Annotated in this window: 31 protein-coding genes; 21 read left to right on the top strand and 10 right to left on the bottom strand. The window is 62.8% G+C overall.

All coding sequences use genetic code 11. The annotated features are described in order from the left end of the window. The first annotated feature begins 508 nt into the window (after window positions 1–508). On the top strand, window positions 509–883 hold the full coding sequence (locus tag NUV79_RS24630) for a hypothetical protein (protein WP_257735715.1): 375 nt from the start codon (window positions 509–511) through the stop codon (window positions 881–883). Between the two features lie 25 nt (window positions 884–908). Here the strand turns inward: NUV79_RS24630 and NUV79_RS24625 are convergent, their stop codons facing one another. The 5 genes from NUV79_RS24625 to NUV79_RS24605 form a co-directional block, all read right to left on the bottom strand. Continuing rightward, window positions 909–1,079, bottom strand: coding sequence for a hypothetical protein (locus NUV79_RS24625; protein ID WP_257735714.1), 171 nt, complete (start codon window positions 1,077–1,079; stop codon window positions 909–911). Further along, window positions 1,076–1,309, bottom strand: coding sequence for a hypothetical protein (locus tag NUV79_RS24620; protein WP_257735713.1), 234 nt, complete (start codon window positions 1,307–1,309; stop codon window positions 1,076–1,078). Before NUV79_RS24620 ends, NUV79_RS24625 begins: the two co-directional genes overlap by 4 nt. A gap of 405 nt (window positions 1,310–1,714) precedes the next feature. Beyond that, window positions 1,715–1,942: a hypothetical protein gene (locus NUV79_RS24615; protein WP_257735712.1), complete on the bottom strand. Its 228-nt coding sequence runs from the start codon at window positions 1,940–1,942 to the stop codon at window positions 1,715–1,717. Further along, on the bottom strand, window positions 1,939–2,121 hold the full coding sequence (locus NUV79_RS24610) for a hypothetical protein (protein WP_257735711.1): 183 nt from the start codon (window positions 2,119–2,121) through the stop codon (window positions 1,939–1,941). The genes NUV79_RS24615 and NUV79_RS24610 overlap by 4 nt, the downstream gene beginning before the upstream one ends. After that, on the bottom strand, window positions 2,118–2,552 hold the full coding sequence (locus NUV79_RS24605; RefSeq protein WP_257735710.1) for a hypothetical protein: 435 nt from the start codon (window positions 2,550–2,552) through the stop codon (window positions 2,118–2,120). Before NUV79_RS24605 ends, NUV79_RS24610 begins: the two co-directional genes overlap by 4 nt. A gap of 122 nt (window positions 2,553–2,674) precedes the next feature. Between NUV79_RS24605 and NUV79_RS24600 the strand changes: the two genes are divergently transcribed. Next, window positions 2,675–2,899 carry a hypothetical protein gene (locus tag NUV79_RS24600; protein WP_257735709.1) on the top strand — a complete coding sequence of 75 codons (225 nt, stop codon included), beginning with the start codon at window positions 2,675–2,677 and terminating at the stop codon, window positions 2,897–2,899. A gap of 62 nt (window positions 2,900–2,961) precedes the next feature. Here the strand turns inward: NUV79_RS24600 and NUV79_RS24595 are convergent, their stop codons facing one another. From NUV79_RS24595 to NUV79_RS24575, 5 genes are all read right to left on the bottom strand, one after another. After that, on the bottom strand, window positions 2,962–5,196 hold the full coding sequence (locus NUV79_RS24595) for a hypothetical protein (protein ID WP_257735708.1): 2,235 nt from the start codon (window positions 5,194–5,196) through the stop codon (window positions 2,962–2,964). 3 nt (window positions 5,197–5,199) lie between these two features. After that, a complete protein-coding gene (locus NUV79_RS24590; RefSeq protein ID WP_257735707.1) occupies window positions 5,200–7,629 on the bottom strand; it encodes a hypothetical protein in 2,430 nt (809 codons plus the stop codon). Window positions 7,630–7,664: 35 nt separating this feature from the next. After that, the gene (locus tag NUV79_RS24585; protein ID WP_257735706.1) at window positions 7,665–7,943 is read right to left on the bottom strand and encodes a hypothetical protein; all 279 of its coding nucleotides are present in this window, start codon (window positions 7,941–7,943) and stop codon (window positions 7,665–7,667) included. Between the two features lie 187 nt (window positions 7,944–8,130). Beyond that, complete coding sequence (locus tag NUV79_RS24580; RefSeq protein ID WP_257735705.1) at window positions 8,131–8,307, bottom strand: BrnA antitoxin family protein; 177 nt, start codon at window positions 8,305–8,307, stop codon at window positions 8,131–8,133. Between the two features lie 713 nt (window positions 8,308–9,020). Next, the gene (locus tag NUV79_RS24575; protein ID WP_257735704.1) at window positions 9,021–9,305 is read right to left on the bottom strand and encodes a helix-turn-helix domain-containing protein; all 285 of its coding nucleotides are present in this window, start codon (window positions 9,303–9,305) and stop codon (window positions 9,021–9,023) included. Between the two features lie 71 nt (window positions 9,306–9,376). Here NUV79_RS24575 and NUV79_RS24570 point away from each other — a divergent pair, with 71 nt between their 5' ends. The 19 genes from NUV79_RS24570 to NUV79_RS24485 all read left to right on the top strand — a co-directional run bounded on the left by NUV79_RS24570 (window position 9,377) and on the right by NUV79_RS24485 (window position 16,740). After that, the gene (locus NUV79_RS24570) at window positions 9,377–9,760 is read left to right on the top strand and encodes a hypothetical protein (protein WP_257735703.1); all 384 of its coding nucleotides are present in this window, start codon (window positions 9,377–9,379) and stop codon (window positions 9,758–9,760) included. 3 nt (window positions 9,761–9,763) lie between these two features. Next, entirely contained in the window at window positions 9,764–10,120 is a 357-nt protein-coding gene (locus NUV79_RS24565) for a hypothetical protein (RefSeq protein ID WP_257735702.1), read from the top strand. After that, entirely contained in the window at window positions 10,117–10,287 is a 171-nt protein-coding gene (locus NUV79_RS24560) for a hypothetical protein (RefSeq protein ID WP_257735701.1), read from the top strand. Before NUV79_RS24565 ends, NUV79_RS24560 begins: the two co-directional genes overlap by 4 nt. A 1-nt stretch (window position 10,288) precedes the next feature. Next, a complete protein-coding gene (locus NUV79_RS24555) occupies window positions 10,289–10,555 on the top strand; it encodes a hypothetical protein (protein WP_257735700.1) in 267 nt (88 codons plus the stop codon). A 27-nt stretch (window positions 10,556–10,582) separates the two neighbouring features. Next, entirely contained in the window at window positions 10,583–10,828 is a 246-nt protein-coding gene (locus NUV79_RS24550; RefSeq protein WP_257735699.1) for a hypothetical protein, read from the top strand. A 30-nt stretch (window positions 10,829–10,858) separates the two neighbouring features. Beyond that, complete coding sequence (locus tag NUV79_RS24545; protein ID WP_257735698.1) at window positions 10,859–11,080, top strand: hypothetical protein; 222 nt, start codon at window positions 10,859–10,861, stop codon at window positions 11,078–11,080. Next, window positions 11,073–11,447 carry a hypothetical protein gene (locus NUV79_RS24540; RefSeq protein ID WP_257735697.1) on the top strand — a complete coding sequence of 125 codons (375 nt, stop codon included), beginning with the start codon at window positions 11,073–11,075 and terminating at the stop codon, window positions 11,445–11,447. Before NUV79_RS24545 ends, NUV79_RS24540 begins: the two co-directional genes overlap by 8 nt. A gap of 3 nt (window positions 11,448–11,450) precedes the next feature. Further along, on the top strand, window positions 11,451–11,687 hold the full coding sequence (locus tag NUV79_RS24535) for a hypothetical protein (RefSeq protein ID WP_257735696.1): 237 nt from the start codon (window positions 11,451–11,453) through the stop codon (window positions 11,685–11,687). 9 nt (window positions 11,688–11,696) lie between these two features. Beyond that, complete coding sequence (locus tag NUV79_RS24530) at window positions 11,697–11,936, top strand: hypothetical protein (RefSeq protein WP_257735695.1); 240 nt, start codon at window positions 11,697–11,699, stop codon at window positions 11,934–11,936. 72 nt (window positions 11,937–12,008) lie between these two features. Beyond that, window positions 12,009–12,350: a hypothetical protein gene (locus tag NUV79_RS24525; RefSeq protein ID WP_257735694.1), complete on the top strand. Its 342-nt coding sequence runs from the start codon at window positions 12,009–12,011 to the stop codon at window positions 12,348–12,350. A gap of 37 nt (window positions 12,351–12,387) precedes the next feature. After that, the gene (locus tag NUV79_RS24520) at window positions 12,388–12,681 is read left to right on the top strand and encodes a hypothetical protein (RefSeq protein ID WP_257735693.1); all 294 of its coding nucleotides are present in this window, start codon (window positions 12,388–12,390) and stop codon (window positions 12,679–12,681) included. Beyond that, a complete protein-coding gene (locus NUV79_RS24515) occupies window positions 12,678–12,851 on the top strand; it encodes a hypothetical protein (RefSeq protein ID WP_257735692.1) in 174 nt (57 codons plus the stop codon). Before NUV79_RS24520 ends, NUV79_RS24515 begins: the two co-directional genes overlap by 4 nt. 62 nt (window positions 12,852–12,913) lie before the next feature. Beyond that, window positions 12,914–13,183, top strand: a complete 270-nt coding sequence (locus NUV79_RS24510; protein ID WP_257735691.1) for a hypothetical protein — start codon at window positions 12,914–12,916, stop codon at window positions 13,181–13,183. Further along, a complete protein-coding gene (locus NUV79_RS24505; RefSeq protein WP_257735690.1) occupies window positions 13,180–13,608 on the top strand; it encodes a hypothetical protein in 429 nt (142 codons plus the stop codon). Before NUV79_RS24510 ends, NUV79_RS24505 begins: the two co-directional genes overlap by 4 nt. Then, complete coding sequence (locus NUV79_RS24500; RefSeq protein WP_257735689.1) at window positions 13,605–13,889, top strand: hypothetical protein; 285 nt, start codon at window positions 13,605–13,607, stop codon at window positions 13,887–13,889. Before NUV79_RS24505 ends, NUV79_RS24500 begins: the two co-directional genes overlap by 4 nt. A 122-nt stretch (window positions 13,890–14,011) precedes the next feature. Then, the gene (locus tag NUV79_RS25355; RefSeq protein WP_374679328.1) at window positions 14,012–14,338 is read left to right on the top strand and encodes a DUF4258 domain-containing protein; all 327 of its coding nucleotides are present in this window, start codon (window positions 14,012–14,014) and stop codon (window positions 14,336–14,338) included. A gap of 27 nt (window positions 14,339–14,365) precedes the next feature. After that, window positions 14,366–14,824 (top strand): transcriptional regulator, encoded by a 459-nt coding sequence (locus NUV79_RS24495; RefSeq protein ID WP_257735688.1) that lies wholly within the window; start codon window positions 14,366–14,368, stop codon window positions 14,822–14,824. 119 nt (window positions 14,825–14,943) lie between these two features. Beyond that, window positions 14,944–16,026, top strand: a complete 1,083-nt coding sequence (locus NUV79_RS24490; protein WP_257735687.1) for a type I restriction enzyme HsdR N-terminal domain-containing protein — start codon at window positions 14,944–14,946, stop codon at window positions 16,024–16,026. Between the two features lie 27 nt (window positions 16,027–16,053). After that, window positions 16,054–16,740, top strand: a complete 687-nt coding sequence (locus tag NUV79_RS24485; RefSeq protein WP_257735686.1) for an SOS response-associated peptidase — start codon at window positions 16,054–16,056, stop codon at window positions 16,738–16,740. Window positions 16,741–17,196 lie beyond the last annotated feature (456 nt).

The following is a 17,196-nucleotide window of genomic DNA, read 5'->3' as shown; positions in this document are numbered from 1 at the left end:
TCAAGGGGTCAACATTGGACGCCGATCGGGGGGCAACTTTGCGGGCCGTTTGACACTTCTTATGTCGCAGGTCATTCGAGGCCATCGGAAAGGCCAACGTTTTGCCTTCGCTTGAGGCCTTTTTGCCACTTGAATCTTGCGGGAACCAGTCGGGCGATTATGTCGTTGTCTGCGCGGCGCCTCACGGTGCCGCATGCTCTCCCTGGTCGCGTTGTCGCGGATGTACCGGCCGCATCAGCGGAGAGCGATCAGTTTCCCGGCGATGGCCGGAACCGCTAAGTCCTGGCCCAGCCAGAGGCCCGTCGCCATCGAGCGGCGGGCTTTTCGTTTTCAAGCCTCAGTGAACCGATCTGGCAACCCAATGGCGAAATGCAAAAACTGATGACGGCACGCGAGACGGCGCTGCATACCGCCAAGATTGGAAAAGAAGGCCTGTGGATCGACCGCGCCTCTTCCTAGACATCGCACAAACGTCATGCACGAATGGCGCGGGGTTAAGGGGCATCAAATGAAAATGTTGGCTAGTTTGGCCGTCGCGCTGGCGGTCTGCGGTTGCGCGTCTAGTTCAGCGGATATCCGCGCATCCTACGTTTCGCCATTGCAGTATCAGCCGTACACCTGCCGACAATTAGCCGAAGAAGCAGAGCGCGTGTCGTCAAGGGCAGTCGAAGCTTCAGGCACGCAGGATTCGTCCCGCACTCAAGACGCTGTAGTGACGACGGTTGGCGTCATCGTGTTCTGGCCGGTGCTTTTCGCCGTCAAGGGAGACGGCCAGACAGCCGCTGAACTTGCCAGGCTCAAAGGTGAGATGGAGACGATCGAGAAGGTCTCAATCCAAAAGAATTGCGGCATCGTCTTTCAGAAGCAGGCGCCCAAGGCGTGAACCTCCTCCACGCCGATGATGGGTATCAATCGAAGCAGTAGGTTGCTTCCCACTGCTCTTCCGTCATCGGCGGACGCAGCCTGTACGGCTCGCGCTCGTCATCCTCCGGCGCATAGTCGAGCACTACATATTCGACGCCCTGTCCATTTTTGATGCGCTCCAGCGCCGCGATGCGCCTATCCAGCTCGCGGCTCATAGCGCGCCCTCCTCTTCTAGCTTGCACTGGACGCGATAGCCTTCCGGGTCATTCTCCGCCAACCACTCGCGCCAGTTCGGTCCAATCTCTTCTTCCAGCTTGGCGTTGCACGCATGGATGGCAGCCGTAAGCTCGGCATCCGTCATGCGCTCGACCCGCTTTTCTATGCTGCGGTCGGCGTGATGCTTCGCCTCCATCTTGGCTAGCCTGCGCTCCAGTTCCCGGCTCATGCTGCATGCGCCCGCTCGCCAGGACGAACAATGACGCGAACGATATGGAACGCGTCGCGGTCGGATGCCTCAATCGCTGCTAGTCGTTCCGGCCGCTCAGCAGGCGCGCAGTTCAGGACGTGATGCAGAATGCGCCGTTGGGATAGCTTGCCGCCCGCCGCCCGCTCCAGCTTCGCCAGTCGCTCGCTCAGTCGCATTATGCCGCTCCCTGGGTTGCTGGCATGTAGCCCGCCGGCCAATTGACACGGATGATAGGTTCACGCGCTGAGATGCGACCTTCAGCGAAGGCCCGAAGGGTATCGGCCTCGTTCTGCTCGGACGTGCCGCAGAGGATCAGGCAGCGCAGAGGGGTCCGAGCGCGCCGCGCCGCCTCCAGCCGGTCGAGACGTCGAGCGAGAGCGCTGGTCATGTGTCCGCCCTCAAAGCTGCTGCAATCGCCGCCTGCCCAGAACGCCATGCGTCCTCGTTCCCACGAAGGCGGGCGCGGATTGCCGCCATAGCCTCGGGGGAGGCCCTGAGCCGGGCGAGGCCGGCGGCCACCGCCGCGTCTCGCGCCTCTTTAGCGACATGCTCGACGACCGGCCGGCGCCGTTCCTCCAGCTTGACGATGCGGGCGAGCATGGCGTTGGTCATTGCAGCACCTCGGGTTCGTCGAGGAGATCCAGACACTCCTCATGCGATAAGCCGCAAATCTCGACGCGCTCCAGAGGCGCGTTCGGGTCTTCGGAATCCGACCACATGACGAAGCGGCCGGCCTGGGAATCGCGCGCCTGCTCCAGCCGATCGATGCGCGCGGACAGTTGCCGTGTCATGGGCGGCCTCCTTCCAATGCCTCAAGCCTGCGATGTAGGTCCGTCACTTCGATCGCCTTGGCGTGCGCGTCGACCAGCTTGCCCAGCTCGGCCGCTTCCGATGGCGTCAACTCTCCGCCTGCCACCGCCTCCATGATAGCCTGCGTCGCCTTCGGGAGGTCGCTGACAGTCTCGATCTTCGGAAGGTCGAAGGTGACGGGACGGTCACGACGCACAGGTGCCAAACGATCCATGCAAAGGCGCAGCGCTGTGATGTCGCCAGCCATGGCTAGGTCGATGGCCTTCTTCGTCAGCTTCTCGGCCTCGCCGTCCAGCAGCGCCTCGATCGCCAGCGTCACCTTGTGGCGGGAGCCCTTGGCTTTGCCGGGATTGCCGGGAGCGAACGGACGACCTCGCGTATTGCTCGCGTTTTTGCGCGGATCGTCGCTCATGCCGCACCCCCTGCAATCACCCACGCCATCAGCGCGAAGCTCGCCAGCGTGGCAACGGCATGTCCCCTTGCGAGCATCGCCTGGAGGGGGCAATTTAGAGACACAAATCGCGGGGCGTTCGGATGGTCCAAGACATCGAGCCTGATCTGGAAGCCAAGGCCGAGCGTCGCTATGAGCGCAAGAAAATTGCGCTGTTCATCGCGACCTGCCTGATTCCGCTGGCGCTGCATGGGGTCGGGTATGGCATCCTTGCGCCGTATGCCTTCGCTTTCCTGCTGGTCGTCACTTACGCCCATATCGTTGACCACGAGATCGACGCCGCCGTGAAGCGGGTTCGCGGCTATTGAGACGAGCGCTTGCGGTCGCGGTCGCGGCCATCCTGTTATCGTGCGGCCCTCAGCCATGGGCGTCATTTCTGGTCGTCGCCTGCGGCTGCTGGCAGATATGGCGTCGCACCCCGCGCCCCGCCCGATATATTCAATGGCCCCGTATTTGAGGCGAGGCCGCTGATCTGGCCAGCTTCGTCCGCGACACTGCCGAGGAAGCGCATCACGGTGGGGCTCTTGGTCGCCATCTTGCTCAGGCTCTTGAGCTGGGCGACATCGCCGCTCGCCAGCATCTCCCCGATTTTTTTGGACAAGCCTTCGTTGATCTTGGCATTGCCTTTTTGAAGTGCCTGCCGCGCCGCGAGGCCAGCGAGCACGCCGATACCAAGCCCCGACATCGTGCCGTGCTGATACCCGCCATAGATGCCGCCGGTTGTGCCGGCTAAGCCAAGCTCGACGAGTTGGCGGGTCGTGTTTGAGTTGCCAAGCGCCATCTGGAGCTTGAGCATCGCAGTCTCGACGCTCAGCACCGCTTCAAGCTGCGTAGCCTGTGCCTTGCCCAGCGCAATCTCGACACGCTCCCGAGCTGCTGGCGAGCCGAAGATGGCCTTCACGATGTCCCGACCGTCGCTAGTCTCCCGAATCTTGGCGATGAGGTCGGACCGAAAGCCCTCCGCGAATAGCGCCTTTTCCTCCGGCTTCATCTTCCCGATCGCCTTCCTGGCCTCATCGTTCGCCATGCGGCTGGTGACGAACTTCTGTCCGGCCTCCAGCGCGTCCTCGGCCTGGAATGCTCGGAATGCTCCCGAGCGGGCTTCCCGGAACAGGGGCGCAGAGGCGTCGAGCTGGTCGAGGAGCTGGCGCCGCAAGTTGGTATAGTCGCCGGCTAGATCCTTGTTGCCGGCGCGAGCGGCTTCGCCAGCCTTCCCTCGCAGCTCTCGCGACACATAGTCCCAGAACTGTAGATTCGGCCTCGCGATCGATCCATCAGCCCGGCGTGCCAGCGTGAGGTTGCCGGCCGCGTCCGTCGTGAAGGGGTTGCGGATCGGAGGCATGCCCTCGGCAACCGTCTTGTTCGCACCCGTCTTGATGACGGACCGGATGGCGTCCTGCACCGCCGGGGCTTGTGCCAGCGAGGCCAAATTCTCGTCCCAGAGACCGGCGCCGCCTTGCATGTAGGCACGGGCATAGGCTGGGCGATTGGCTGCCCGAGCTGCCGCCTGTAGCTCCTCCAGCGTCTTGCCGGCCGAGGACGGACCGAAGCTGCGGAGCAGGTCCACGATGCGGTCGCCCTGTCCCGCAAAACGATCTGCAGTAGCTTCCGCCAGCGCCGCGCGGCCTTCCGGGGACGTGTTCGCCGCCGATCGCGCTAGAGCCCGCGTCGTCTCGCCACCGACATCGCCTAGGACGGCAGGAGCGCCGGCCCGCTGCATCTCCGCCAGTCGCGCCGCCGGGTCCGTCACGCCATCGCGCTCCATCGCGCGCATGATGCGGCGGCCGGCTTCTGTCTCGGGGGTTGCCGCTGCCCGGAACGGAGCAGCTACCTTACCCACAAGCTTGCCCGTGGCGCTGGCGAAGGCCTCGGCTCCCCGAACGAAGGCAGGAGCGACGGCGCCGACGCCGGCACCAATCGCGCCTTGAATGCCGGCCGAGGTCGCCTTGTCCTGCAAGCCTCCATCATTTTCAATCGCGCCACTGATCGCCCCATAGAGGCCGCCCGTCAGAGCCGCATTGGCAGCGGACGCGCCTCGCACGCCTTCCCGCACGGCAGTGATACCGGGCATGAGAGCGGCAGTCGCACCGAATCCGGCAACCTGTCCCATCATCCGAGAACCGGGGTTTAGCGCCTCATCCGCCGCATCCATGGCGCGCTCTCGGGCAAGGTTATCGGAATAGCGCTCGCCGAAGGTCTCGCCCCGGCCTGCGCCGAAAGCAGCGTCCCCCGCAGCCGCCAGCTTGTTCATTCCTGGAACCCATCCGGCAACGCCACGGGCATAGGCATCGAGCCGACCCATTGGACTCGTCTGGTCCTGCTGGAGCCGCGTGCGAACGGCATCGGCCAGATACTCGCTATCACGGGCTTGGGGATCGTCTCCCTCGCGCTGGGCGCGGGTCGCGAATCCTGACGGCGAGGCTGGGGACTGCTGACGGTTCGGGGCCACCGTGACGACGAGCGGGCCGCTGCCGGTGTCTTGGGGGAGCTGTGACCTCGGGCTATCGAACTGGTCGAATACATTCCCGCCGCCCTGAACCGGAGACGGAGCACGGCCGGCGGCAGGAGCCGGGGCGTCAAACTGATCGAAGACGTTGCCAGCCATGTCTCACTGCCCCAGCACGCTAGCGGCAGCACCACGACCATATTTCGCATCGAACTGGTCGCGGGCGCCGGGATTGGCTTTCAGGAACTCAATCGCTGCCGGCGGCGCCGAGACCGCCTGTCGCGGTTGCGTCCGCTCCTGCCCGCGCTGCCCCTCGCTCCGGTAGAAATCACCGCCTCGCAGCTCTCGGGCTCGCTGTTCGTTAAAGGCAAGCCGCTTTTCAGCCATGGCGATGCCCCGGTCATAGATTTTCTGCCGGACGTTATCGGGCTGGCCAATGGAGCCCTGAATTTCCATCAGGATTTTGCGCTCGCCTTCGGTGGGAGCGGCGCCGAAGATGCTCTTGAGCTGGGCAAGGGCTTGGCTCGTGACGACGTTCTCCAGCTCCGCCGTCGCTTCGCCTTGCTGCGGGCTAGCGAACCGATCGGGGACCATGATGTCAGGCAGGTTGTTTGCGATTGCGGCCCGGCCGCTCGCTCCCCAGCCGCCCAGCGCTCGCGGGGAAAGAACCTTGGCTGACTTCAGTGCATCGATAGCCGTACGGGCCGCCAGAACTCCCTCATCGGCCTCCAAAATGGCTTTCTTGTCGGTCGCCGTCAGCGGCCCCATGTCCTCGCGCGGCATTTTGCCGGTGAGGATGAAACCCTGATATCCGGGGTCACCGGGCTTGAGCCCAGCCCGAGCCGCCGCACGCTCCCGGCCCGCCGTCTCGTCCTCGGCGGTCGTTTTCTTGGCCTTTTCCTTTTCCGCATTGTATTCGCCCAGGTTCTTGGCCGTGGTCCACCCCATGCCTCGGGCGTACATGAACTCCTTCACGCTATCCGGGACTTTGGACTGCTCCAGCGCTTCCTTGAGGAATATCTGGCCAACCTCGCGAGCATTGGCCGGCAGGTTAGGATTCGCGAGCGCCTGAACGAGCGCCGTCACCCTGCCTTGACGGCTCTCCATGGCCCGCGTCTGGCGATACTCATTCGCCTCCTGGGCATTGGTCGGGCGCGGCATGTCTTTCGACATTACCGGCGCCGGTCCCTGCGTCGGGGTAGCACCGGGCGCAGGGAGATCGGCAGGCTGCGGCGGCACGACTGCGCCAGCCGCACCGCCATTCGCCAACCTTGCATCCGAGCGAGTATTGGCGGGGGTTGCCGGCTGGGGCGCGCTGCGGAAGTTGTCGAGCGGGTTCATGATGCCGGCGCCCGAGCGCAGGCCAAGCCGCGCTTCCTCGCTCGCCAGCTGGCCGATCCTCATACCCGCATCGGGACTGTTCGGATCGGCCTCGGCATATCGGGCCGTTGCCGGCTGGGGCATCTGGCCGATTGCAGGCACGGCGCCACGGGCCGGGAGATCGGCTTCATTGAGGTCATAGGGCCGGCGAGGCGGCATAACCTGCGCTCTCTGGGCCTGCGGCGCTCCCCCAACCGCGCGCTGGAGGCTCGGCGCGAGCGCTGTCCCCATCCAAGGCTGCCCCAGGCCTTCCGACTCGAAGGCCGGACGGAGAGGCGGATTGTCCATGCTGCCGGCGATCTGATTGAAGGTCCGGGCGGACATCGGCGTGCCGCCGCCTGGGGGGATGACAAATCCATTCTGGCCGGTTTCGGCAGAGGCAACCGCCGCGTTACGGTCCGGCATATCGGCCTCGGCCGAGCGCGTTCCACCGTGGCGGCTGAAATAGTCGAACAAGCTCGTCCCGTTGGCGTCGGACGGGTTATAGCCGCCCTGCGTCTCGACGAATTTCCTCATGCCGTTGACGCCGCCGAGATGGGCGACGGCGATCAAGCCTTCCTCCGTGATCGGGACACCCCGGATGCGCTGGCCGATAAGCTGATCGAAGCCGTTGGCCTTGATGTTCGACCTGATGTCGGCAACGTGCCACTGCTCGGCCCGCTGCTGAAGCTCTGGCGAGTTCATGAACTGCTGGGGCGTGGTCCCCTGCGGGATGGCCCCGGCGTTCGCGGCTTCCTGAATGCGGGCGACACCGAACTGGCCGCGCCCAAAGTGGCCGCGAGCCCCGCCGGCCCCGACCTCGTTGTTCTGAGCCTGCCAATTGCCGCCGCTTTCATTGCCGATGAGCGACGGCGAGAGCGCGCTGGAGGTCGAGCTGGGCGAGGCTCCTAAGCCGACAGTGGGCTGGCCACCGAAATACTGTCCGAGCGCACTGCCGAGATTCCGGCTGGCCTCCAGCCCGAGCGTGCGCTGCGCCTGCGTCTCGCCCTGCTTCAAAAGCTCCATGCCGAGATCGGCGCGGTTAAGGGCGAAGGCTCGGCCGGCTGCCGCCTTGTAGTCGAGCGTGCCGTCAGCGATGCCCTTCCCGATACGCGCCATCTCTTCGCGCTCGTTGGCTTCCTTCTGCTGCTTCTGCATGTCGGGGATCAATGACCCCAAGGTCTGCCCGAGCGTTTCGAAGGCCTTGCCCTCGGCACGGTAGTCCGTCCGCATATTCGGGATTTGGAGGGGCTGGGGGCGGAAAACCATCAAGCTTGCCCTTTGCAGTCGAGGACGTGGCGATAATTCGTGTAGTGGTCGGACAGGTCGCTCCAAGCGCCGAGGATGTCGGAGTGGACGCGATCGAAGGTCGCGGCGTCGCGTGGGGCGTAGCGGAGGAGGAGGAGTATCTGTTCCGTCAGGCCGCGCAGACGCTCAGCCGACAAGGCCGCGCCAACCACATGTTGCTCGACAGGCAGGACAGGCACGGGCTGTTCGGATGACGCGGCCTCGGCCTGGGGAAACAGCGTGTGGATGTTCTCGCTCATGACGCCCTCTCAGAGTTTCATGAAGTAGAAGCCGAGACGGGTCGGCTGGATGAGGGAGGATGCGAGCCCGCCGCCGATCTGGTTCTGGTCGTCCCGCCCTGATAGAAATACGCCTGCGCCCCCGCAGCGGGCAGGCCCGCCTGCGGGTCGACGTAGGGCATTCCCATGCTGAGCGGCCATAGGAACATCAGCCGGCAACTCGCAGGCTGTTGGGCTGGAGCGTGGAAAGCTGCGCGCGGATCAAGGCGCGCACCACACTCGACATCGAAGTTTCGCGGCGACGGGCCTCTGCCTCGATGCGTTCCCGCATCTCTTCATCTAGGGCAAGGCCGATGCGTTCAGTGCGCTTGGTGTGAAGCGACATGATTGCCTCCATTTGCTGGAGGGAATTCTATGCCGCTTTCACAGAAACGCAAAATATTTCAATAACTTAGACATAGTGCGCCTCAGCATGCCAGGGCGCGAATTGACGTGACAGAAGGACCTTACACAGAGAGGATGTCCGCCAAACTTTTTAGTTATCCTGTTGAAAATCCTAGGCAGGCTGAGGTGTCTTTGCGTAGCACCCCACCATTTACCCCACCTTCAGCCGTCGCTGGCCACGTCCTAGATGGGCGGAAGAACCTGATCGGCCCCTAATTTGCCGTGCTCAATAAGGCGCTGCGCTGCCGATCTGATCGCAGCGGAATGGAAGCGAACTAGTCGAGCCGCTTCCGCTCTTAGCCGCGCCTCGGCCCTGTCGAACGCCTCATCCCCAACGAAGGTCGCACCTCGCACGCCTCCCCATGCGAGCGCGGACATCGCGCGCTCGACATCGGCGCTGTCACCAACATCGGTCGTACCAAGAAAAAAGCGCTCGGCCTCCGCTCCCGCATAGAGCGCGATGGCGAACGCCTCCGCGTGGCTGCGCTTAGGCCTTTGCCGCGCTCCCATAGGCGTTCAGGACTGGTTATCTCCGCGAACCCCAGCCATTCGGCCGTCTCCTCGATCGAGACATCGCGCAAGCGAGATTGAGCTTCCGCCCGATAACGGCATGGCCCGCCTCATGATACGCGGTCGCTTCCCGAGCAGCCTCCATCAGGAATCCTTTTTCGCGAGCCGCACGCCAGGCTGACCGTGATTCAAGAACTCCACGCCGGCCGCCTCAAGAGCTGCTTGCACGCGCTTAATTGTGTCGAGGCCGCTGGTCAGCGTCTCAGAGCCTTTCCATTCCATCTTGCGTATCGTTGTAACGGCGACGCCAGAGCGTTCTGCCAAATCCGCCTGCTCCATCCCAACGAGCGCGCGCGCAGCCTTGAGCTGATATCCGGTCGTAAGCACCTGAAAACCCTTCAAAATGTAGCGAGTGATTTTAATAATCACTTTGCGCTTGACAGGAATGCTAGGACTGAGTGATTATCAAAATCACAAGAAACGTTCTTAACAGGTTCCGAATGTCCCTCGCAAGCCTCCGCGCTGACAACCGCATCGCCTTCAACAAGGCCGCTGTGATGGCCTGGATCTATCGCGAGGGTCGTTTCGCTTTCCGTATGTGCCGCACCCTTGCCGATCGGCGGCAGCAGCTTTCGCTCTGGATGCGCAAGGCATGGGCCGCCGCAAAGCGTGAGGCGATGACGCTGGCGGATGCCGCCCGCCGCGAGGTTGAGGCCCGCGCCGCTCTTGCCCTGCGCGCTCGTGAGTCTGTCGCTCTCGCCGCTCAGTTCCGCAACGACCCCGAGGCCATCCGCTTCGAGATCGAGCGCGAGCACTACAGGCAGCATTTCAACGGCGCCCGCATCGACGCTCTGCGCGGCGCTCTCGCCAGCATCGGAGCCTGATCGATGACGAACGCTCGCACCATCGAACTTGCGCGGCAGCATCTGCGAAACGGCGCATATGGCGCTTATGCCCGCATCCTCTCTGGCGCCATCCGCGCCTCGCTCAGCTCTCGGACGACGAATGCGATCCGCGCAGCTATTGCGGAGGACGAGATGGAGCGCCTGTTCCTGAACTACGCCAGCGGCTGCCCGTCAGCGGATGAGCAGGCCTGCGACACGCTCTCGCAGATGGTCGAGCTGTTCGCGAAGCTCTCTCCCGAGGGTCAGGACGACATGTTGGCAAAGCTTCAAACGGAGCTGCGCGAGCAAATGGCCGAGCGGACCTCTCCCAATACCTGCGAGCAGAGGGGTGGACGATGAGCCGCGAACAAATCGCTTGGGCCGCTCGCCATGACTGGTTCGTCTCGGCCAGCGCGAGCGGCGTGGTCACGGTCGTCGAGCGCGCTTCGCTCAACGGCCACCTGCTGCCGGATGAGTTCCTGACCTTCACCGACTTCCGCGCGCTGCGCGCTTGGGCTGGATACTGACATGGCCACGCATCACGAGCTTTTGCCGCCGGCCTCGCTCCGCCTTCGGACGCGCCTCGCTGACACCCGCTGCGGCTTCTGCGGCAGCCGCGAGCATCCCGACGAGACGGGCCGCATCATCCCGATTGCGCACCCCAAGCGCGCCATCTGCGAACTGTGCATCGACTACGCGGACGAGCAGACCGAGGCCGCGCGTCTCGCCCGCCGGGCGCCGAAGGCCAAGCGCGGCAAGTTCCGCCGCATCAATCGCCACCGCATCGGCGGCTGAACCCTCTCTTCAACCGGAGTGACCATTATGGCCAACCAGACGCTCTCACAGGAAACCGTGCAGGATGATGCTTACCACCTGCATCAGCTCCTCGCAGTCGCACACAACCTGATCGTTTCGCAGCCGGCCGGCGGCGTGCAGGCGGACACGGTCGCGAAGACGGCGGCGCTGATCCGTATCGGCCGCGATATCGCGGAAAACGTCTCCCTGCATCTGCTGGAGGACTTCGCGGCTCATGCCAAGGCGGCGGACGACGCTGCGGCGGGCCGCTAGCAGCCGCCCTAATTGTTGGAGGCCCGCAACATGGCAACCGCTCCACTCTCACTGCTCGACGCGGTGAACCACCTTCACGAAACCATTCTCCTGGCCGAGGCCGCATCAATGGCGACACATGCCATCGAATGTGACGCTCACAGGAACGCGCTCGGGTCCGCCGTCGACAACGTGACGGATCGGTTGCGCGAGATGGACGCCTGCTTGGGCGGCCTGCTCCGCAGCCCGCGAAAGGAGCAATCGCATGGCTGATCCTGCCGGCTCCATCTTTTCGGCCGAGCACAGCCATCTTGCGGCTGTGCCTCACGAAGACCTGCGCCAGCTTTTCAATGCGCTGCGCGTCGCCACGGCTGTCATAGATGGTCTCGTGTTCCAGCCGCATTTCATGCTGGGCACTGACCACACCCCGGCTGGCGAGGCGCTGTTTCGATACGCGCGCAGCATGGGAGTGCTGGGCGATCAGATTGCCCGCCATGTCCGGCTCACGCCTCCGAAATCCGAGGACGAGCGCCGCGAGCGTCTTCACCTGCTTTTGCAGGATGAAGCGACCCTCCTCGAAATCGAGGACATGGACGCCGTCGAGCAAGCGCTTGAACTGATCGACGCCGGGAAGGAATGAGCGATGAGCCCCCTTTCCAACTTCAATCGCTCCATCGGCCTCTCGCTCGATTTCCTGCGCTTCGCACTCGATGACGAGCGCCGGATTCCTTCTCCGGGCGGTTGGCTAGACCTTTCCGTCATCGAGTTGCGCCGCGCCCTGGCTGCCGCAAATGCGATGGGCTGCCCGGCCCGCAAGCGCCTCTGCTTCCGCAACCTGTCCAAGCTCCGCGCGCGTCGTGCGCGAGGCATCGCCGCCTGAGAGGATGCCATGACGAAGAATGCAAAGCGCAACCCTTATGACGGCAGCGGTCACGATGCCGACCGGGACGCCGCGACCGTGGCCGAACTTCTGGCCATCATCGTCGAGGAAGGGTGCAACCTCGATCGAACCGGAATGACAGAGCAGCAAGTCGCCGCCACCAACCGCATAGACGTGCTGGCCATCCTGGCGCGCGACATTGCCGAGCGCGTTTCCGAGGGCGTCTTCGGCGCCGCAAAAGCCGCCTAACCCGACACGCCCTCCTACATCGCTGGAGAAGATCCAATGCCGAGCGCTACCGCTCAGGCAGCCGGGACCGGCTTGCCTTATGTCGACCTGTCCGCCCAGCTTCTCACCAAGGAAGACTTGGCGAAACACTCGAATGCCGAGCTTTACCAGATTGCTTCGCTGCTTCGCGCCGCCGCCGACATGCTGGCCTACAACCCCTTCGCGGGGCTGCTGGAAGACATAAGCGGCATGGTCGCGAGTGCGGCCTGCGTCGTTGCCGAGGTAGCGGCAGCCAGCAAGCCAACCGACCCAAACGAAGCGAACTGGCGTGGCTGGATCATCGCAGGCCATGCCGCTTTCGTTTCCGACACGCTGGCCGATATCGCCGCTGCCGCAGCGCAAGCCGCCGTTGTCGAGCGCGACCTTCACCGCTGAACCCGCAACCCCTCCCTTCCTAGAGGAGTGCTCCCGCATGTCCGCTTCAACCCCGGAGCAACAGGCCGCCGACCCGCTGGCCACCCTGATTGCCGAGTACCGCCGCCAGACCGAGGAGTTCACCAAGCGTGCGCCGCACGAAGACTGGAAGGCGTTGACGGCTGACACTTATGGGCCGCCGCTGGATCTCCTCTGGCACCACACCCCCGAGCCGAACAGCTTGGCGGGAGTGCTCGCGGCTCTGCTGCTCGCGCGTGATGAACCCGACCTCTACGCGCTCGAATCCATCAACGAAGCCTGCATCCGCTACCTAACCGGAGCCAGCAAATGAGCCCGATCCGCATCAACCGCCAGCGCGGCAAGGGCAAGCCCAAGCGCTCCTATGGCGTGAAGCCCGTCAGTCTCCCGACGTTCTCGTTTTATGGCCATCTGCCGGTCGTGTTCGTTGACGGAGAACTGGTCATCGGCCGCCGAGTCATTCCGCTGGAGCCTCGCCGATGACGACGCAACCTGATCCTGTCTTCGCTGCGATCGAGCGCTGGCGCCCTCTGTGGGATGCCTACATGGCGGCCTGCGACATCGAAGACGGCGAGGCGTCCGACGCCGCCGTCGATCTGGTCTACATGCCGGCTATGACCGCGCTGGGTGATGTCTACCGGACGGAACCCACTACGCCGGCCGGGCTCTTGGCCATCATGACCGTCATGCTGGAGGCTGACGGCGACCATCTCGACATTATCGAGAACAACGAGCCGAAGGAGATCGACGACGCGGAGCGCGGGATGATTGCCATCTTCCGCCACGCGAAGCGGATGCTGGAGGCGATGCAATGAGCGTCATCGACCTTCGGCACTTCGCCATTGCCGCCGCATGCCAAACTGTAGGAATGAAGGCCATTGATTGCCATATGGCATTCGTTGGACCTTTCGGCCCCGAGCCGTTCGAACTTTCCGCCGCTGAGCGTGAGGAAGTGGGGTCGATCCTGTCGCAGGTTGCGCTCAGTCTGGCCGAACGGGTGCAGACGATGCCAAGCATGCGGCGCCGGCTCGCCGCCGTAATTGAGGCCCTGATTGCCGTCCTTGATGAACTAGACGGAGATTGCGACCTCGAAGACGGAGCCGATCAGGAAATCGTCTGCGAGGACGAGGGAGGGCAATGCGACGATGAAGGCGAGCGCGACGATAATGGGCTAGGCGATGAGGGCGGGCGGGCCGAGCAGCTTTGCGGCACGCAATACGGATGGCAGGTTTGCGAATGAAGCTCCAGGACATCAACGACGCCATCGCCGGCAACGATCGGGACAGGATGCGCGAGGGTTTTCGAGCGTTGGTAAACCCCCACGCGACCTTCAAAACAGGGTCGCCGGGATTGCTAATTGTTGCGTTGAACCGTCTATGCGTCGTGCTCAAAGACGACAGCGCCGAAATGCCGGCAGGGACCTGCGGCGCGCTCGATCTTCCGCCCGGCTCATCCTACGCTGATGGCGCAGCGCAGGCAAAGCGCGACGGGGCGAGACTGGCGCGGCATTTGATGGCCTGATTCCCCGGTGAACCGATGTCGCCCGTTTACCACGACGCCCTTGCAAAGTTGCCCGACGGTCACAATTTACTCGACATCACTTATCATGATGATAAGTAGGCTGAGGGACAGCGGGGGAAGAGTTGAGAAAGCAGCCTTGGAAGCCGGCGGATGCGACGGAAGAAATCCGCGCTCTCGGCGGATGCGGAAAACTCACGCTGTCATGGACGGACCACATCCGAGCGCGGCTGGTCGAGCGCGACTTGGTTATGGGTGATGTTCGCTACATCCTTAGGCACGGGTTTGTATACGACCCGCCAGAGGAAGCCACCCAGCCGGGGCTTTACAAGTACCGGATTGAAACCCGCACGCCCAACTCGAACAATCGTGTGGTTCGGTTGGTTGTCATCCCAGATCCGTCCACGAGTTGGGCGAAACTGGTGACTTTGATGTGGGCCGACGAGAATTAGTCGGTTTTGTTCGCTAGGAGAATATCAATGAGTGCCTATCGTTACACCGAGAGCGGCCTGGATAACGTTATGATCCAGGGGCTGAACTACGTGCGCGACGATGCTGGCAACGACGTTGTGACCATCCCCAACATCGACGGGCTTCACCGGGCCATTGCCGCTGGCATCATCGAGCAGGATGGAAGCATGACCGGTAAGGAACTGCGATTCCTTCGAACCGAAATGGGGATGACGCAGGCTGAACTGGCAGCCATCGTGCATCGGGAAGCATTGGCCATTAGTCGGTGGGAGCGAGGCGAGGTCGAGCAGATCGACGCAAACGCTGAGACGCTCATTCGGCTGGTGGCCCGCGAGACCCTCAAGCTCGATGGACACTCTTCGGTAAAGGATATTGCGGGTCGGAGTGTCCCGAGCGCGATAACGTCGCCACTGGTCATCGATGGGTCTGACACGGATAACTACCGACCGTTGCCGCGCGTAGCCTAATCCCACGGCGGGCCCCGGCTAGCAGCTATTGCCTAGCGGGCGGAGTGAAAATCGGAGGGGGCTTCGTTTTGGAGCCCCCACACCGTTGGTTACTCTTATCTGTGGAGCATAGGCCTGAAATGGAGCCTGACTTCGGCACTATGAACGAAACGGACGTGCGGGAAATCCTCGTCCGTCCGCTACTCGACCGTCTGGGTTACAAGCACGGAACGTCAGCTAACATTCGTACGGAAGTTACGCTGCGATACGCAAGTCATTTCCTAGGCCGAAAAAACCCTAAGAATGATCCACCGCTAGTGGGGAGAGCTGACTACGTATGTGACGCGACATCCTACGGCCGTTGGGTCGTGGAGGTAAAAGCACCTCAACATGCGCTGACTCAAGACGACGTGGAGCAGGCGCATACATATAGCGCTCACCCCGAGATTGCTGCGTCATACTTCCTGCTCACAAATGGTCGAGAATATCGGCTCTACGCTACCGGAAAATTGGACGCCCCAGTGTTGGCGTGGGTGCATGCGGACACCGAAAAAAACATTCTCAACCTGTTCAACGTAGTGAGTTACGAAGCGCTCAAGAAGCTGGCCCATCTCGTCCGACCTGATCCGGGCAAGCCTCTCGGTCGACATTTGCCCTCGCGGCTACAGATTGTTGGTGGAGATGTTCGATATGGCGAGCACCACTCAAACCATCCTCTCATGCAAAATGTAAATGCGATCAGCGGGACAATCGCGGCCGTAATAGGGGGAACTGTGGGACGAGCCGACGATGGGCGGTTGCACGCCGTCGTTTCCATCCGAAGCCCATTCCAAGAACTTATCCCGCTCCTAAGAGCCGCCGGAATGGAAAGCTTTGAGTTCTTTTCCGCATCTGAGCATTTTTCGGATTCGATAGAGCAACCCACTATTCTACAGAATGTTACTCAAACGCGAGTAGATCGAGGATTGCGTATTCCGCTCATGCGAGGCGGCCCCGAATTGGCGTTACCTTTCGGTTTCGAAAGTTCTGTCTACACTGAGGCAACCGGTTACGTCGATAAAGATCGGTTTTGCGGCGCTCTCGCATTTTCATACCAGTACAGGTTCTTTGACCGAGGCCGCTCTGGTATCCCGCAGTTGGACATGCTGGTGGCGAGCAGCCCCCCCGTAGCTACGTTGGATGGCGAAGGGACGTTTGATCTTCGCTTCGTTCCGGATCGTTGAGGGGGGCTGCTATGAGGAGTCGCGTTCATGTGCGGGCGATTCAGCCAGGCCTATAGCTGGAATGAGATTGTAGCCTTCAGCCAACCGCTTACGGGTCCGGCGGCCACGCCGAACCTGCGGGCGCGCTACAACATCGCCCCCACAACTGAAGTCGACATCATCGTGAAGACGGAGGTTGGCCGCGAGCTGAAGAAAGCGCGATGGGGCCTCATCCCCGGCTGGCACAAAGGCGGGCTCAAGGATTTCAAGCTCGCAACCTTCAACGCCCGCGTGGAGACGGTCGACACAAGCGGGACGTTCAAGCACGCCTATCGAAGCCGACGCTGCATCATACCGGCCAGCGGGTTCTTCGAATGGACCGGCGAAAAGAAAGACCGCGTGCCGCATTTCTTCTCCGCCGCTGATGGCGACTTGTTAGCCTTCGCCGGGCTTTGGGAGAAGTGGCGCAATCCCGAGACGGGCGAGGACATCACCACCTGCACGATGATAGTACGCGAGGCGAACGCCTGGACGGCGCAGTATCACGACCGGATGCCCTGCATGCTCCTGCGCCAAGATTTCGAGGCGTGGCTGGACGGCTCGGGCGGAATGGAGATGCTGAAGCAGCCGCCGCGAGAGCTGCGCGAATGGATCGTGTCGAAGCGCGTGAACAAGGCCGGCGAAGGCGACGATGATCCGACGACCATCGAGCCGTTCAAGGATGATCTGTTCTAGACGCGGTTGGCCTCGCGCGGCTACGAGCGCATAACACCGGCCATGCCGCTGTCATCTCTTACCGATCCGGTCGACCTAGCCCGCGCGCAAGGCGCGTTGGAGATTGCATGGTCGAAGCTGGAGCCTGAAGTGCCTGAGTACGACCGGGACGACGCTCGCACTCGCCTGGCTTACATTGTCGCCAGCTACGCCATTGTCGCGGTCGATGAGGCTGATCTAGTGCGCCGCGCACTTGAACGTTTCAGGAGCAAGCCAGCGCTCTAGGACTTCGGCCGCATAAGGCTGGCGTACCGATCGATCTCGGCCCGCATGCGCGCAACCGCCGGCTCTCCGCGCTTCGCCTTCATGCCCTTAAGCGGCTCATCCAGCATGTCAAACGGCCCGCAAAGTTGCCCCCCGATTGGAGTGCGCCCCTTGAGGCGGACAGCGCGACGGTAAGCAATTGACCGGGAAGCC

Origin of the sequence: Allobosea sp. 47.2.35 (genome assembly GCF_024655635.1) — a bacterium.
Classification (GTDB): domain Bacteria; phylum Pseudomonadota; class Alphaproteobacteria; order Rhizobiales; family Beijerinckiaceae; genus Allobosea.
Note: the sequence above shows the minus strand (reverse complement) of the source record. Positions and strands in the feature narration are given on the sequence as shown.

Bases quoted from the DNA above. Each gene is read 5' to 3' on its own strand.
- NUV79_RS24630 (WP_257735715.1), top strand. From the start codon at position 509: ATGAAAATGTTGGCTAGTTTGGCCGTCGCGCTGGCGGTCTGCGGTTGC.
- NUV79_RS24625 (WP_257735714.1), bottom strand. From the start codon at position 1,079: ATGAGCCGCGAGCTGGATAGGCGCATCGCGGCGCTGGAGCGCATCAAA.
- NUV79_RS24620 (WP_257735713.1), bottom strand. From the start codon at position 1,309: ATGAGCCGGGAACTGGAGCGCAGGCTAGCCAAGATGGAGGCGAAGCAT.
- NUV79_RS24615 (WP_257735712.1), bottom strand. From the start codon at position 1,942: ATGACCAACGCCATGCTCGCCCGCATCGTCAAGCTGGAGGAACGGCGC.
- NUV79_RS24610 (WP_257735711.1), bottom strand. From the start codon at position 2,121: ATGACACGGCAACTGTCCGCGCGCATCGATCGGCTGGAGCAGGCGCGC.
- NUV79_RS24605 (WP_257735710.1), bottom strand. From the start codon at position 2,552: ATGAGCGACGATCCGCGCAAAAACGCGAGCAATACGCGAGGTCGTCCG.
- NUV79_RS24600 (WP_257735709.1), top strand. From the start codon at position 2,675: ATGGTCCAAGACATCGAGCCTGATCTGGAAGCCAAGGCCGAGCGTCGC.
- NUV79_RS24595 (WP_257735708.1), bottom strand. From the start codon at position 5,196: ATGGCTGGCAACGTCTTCGATCAGTTTGACGCCCCGGCTCCTGCCGCC.
- NUV79_RS24590 (WP_257735707.1), bottom strand. From the start codon at position 7,629: ATGCGGACGGACTACCGTGCCGAGGGCAAGGCCTTCGAAACGCTCGGG.
- NUV79_RS24585 (WP_257735706.1), bottom strand. From the start codon at position 7,943: ATGAGCGAGAACATCCACACGCTGTTTCCCCAGGCCGAGGCCGCGTCA.
- NUV79_RS24580 (WP_257735705.1), bottom strand. From the start codon at position 8,307: ATGTCGCTTCACACCAAGCGCACTGAACGCATCGGCCTTGCCCTAGAT.
- NUV79_RS24570 (WP_257735703.1), top strand. From the start codon at position 9,377: ATGTCCCTCGCAAGCCTCCGCGCTGACAACCGCATCGCCTTCAACAAG.
- NUV79_RS24565 (WP_257735702.1), top strand. From the start codon at position 9,764: ATGACGAACGCTCGCACCATCGAACTTGCGCGGCAGCATCTGCGAAAC.
- NUV79_RS24560 (WP_257735701.1), top strand. From the start codon at position 10,117: ATGAGCCGCGAACAAATCGCTTGGGCCGCTCGCCATGACTGGTTCGTC.
- NUV79_RS24555 (WP_257735700.1), top strand. From the start codon at position 10,289: ATGGCCACGCATCACGAGCTTTTGCCGCCGGCCTCGCTCCGCCTTCGG.
- NUV79_RS24550 (WP_257735699.1), top strand. From the start codon at position 10,583: ATGGCCAACCAGACGCTCTCACAGGAAACCGTGCAGGATGATGCTTAC.
- NUV79_RS24545 (WP_257735698.1), top strand. From the start codon at position 10,859: ATGGCAACCGCTCCACTCTCACTGCTCGACGCGGTGAACCACCTTCAC.
- NUV79_RS24540 (WP_257735697.1), top strand. From the start codon at position 11,073: ATGGCTGATCCTGCCGGCTCCATCTTTTCGGCCGAGCACAGCCATCTT.
- NUV79_RS24535 (WP_257735696.1), top strand. From the start codon at position 11,451: ATGAGCCCCCTTTCCAACTTCAATCGCTCCATCGGCCTCTCGCTCGAT.
- NUV79_RS24530 (WP_257735695.1), top strand. From the start codon at position 11,697: ATGACGAAGAATGCAAAGCGCAACCCTTATGACGGCAGCGGTCACGAT.
- NUV79_RS24520 (WP_257735693.1), top strand. From the start codon at position 12,388: ATGTCCGCTTCAACCCCGGAGCAACAGGCCGCCGACCCGCTGGCCACC.
- NUV79_RS24515 (WP_257735692.1), top strand. From the start codon at position 12,678: ATGAGCCCGATCCGCATCAACCGCCAGCGCGGCAAGGGCAAGCCCAAG.
- NUV79_RS24510 (WP_257735691.1), top strand. From the start codon at position 12,914: ATGGCGGCCTGCGACATCGAAGACGGCGAGGCGTCCGACGCCGCCGTC.
- NUV79_RS24505 (WP_257735690.1), top strand. From the start codon at position 13,180: ATGAGCGTCATCGACCTTCGGCACTTCGCCATTGCCGCCGCATGCCAA.
- NUV79_RS24500 (WP_257735689.1), top strand. From the start codon at position 13,605: ATGAAGCTCCAGGACATCAACGACGCCATCGCCGGCAACGATCGGGAC.
- NUV79_RS24495 (WP_257735688.1), top strand. From the start codon at position 14,366: ATGAGTGCCTATCGTTACACCGAGAGCGGCCTGGATAACGTTATGATC.
- NUV79_RS24490 (WP_257735687.1), top strand. From the start codon at position 14,944: ATGGAGCCTGACTTCGGCACTATGAACGAAACGGACGTGCGGGAAATC.
- NUV79_RS24485 (WP_257735686.1), top strand. From the start codon at position 16,054: ATGTGCGGGCGATTCAGCCAGGCCTATAGCTGGAATGAGATTGTAGCC.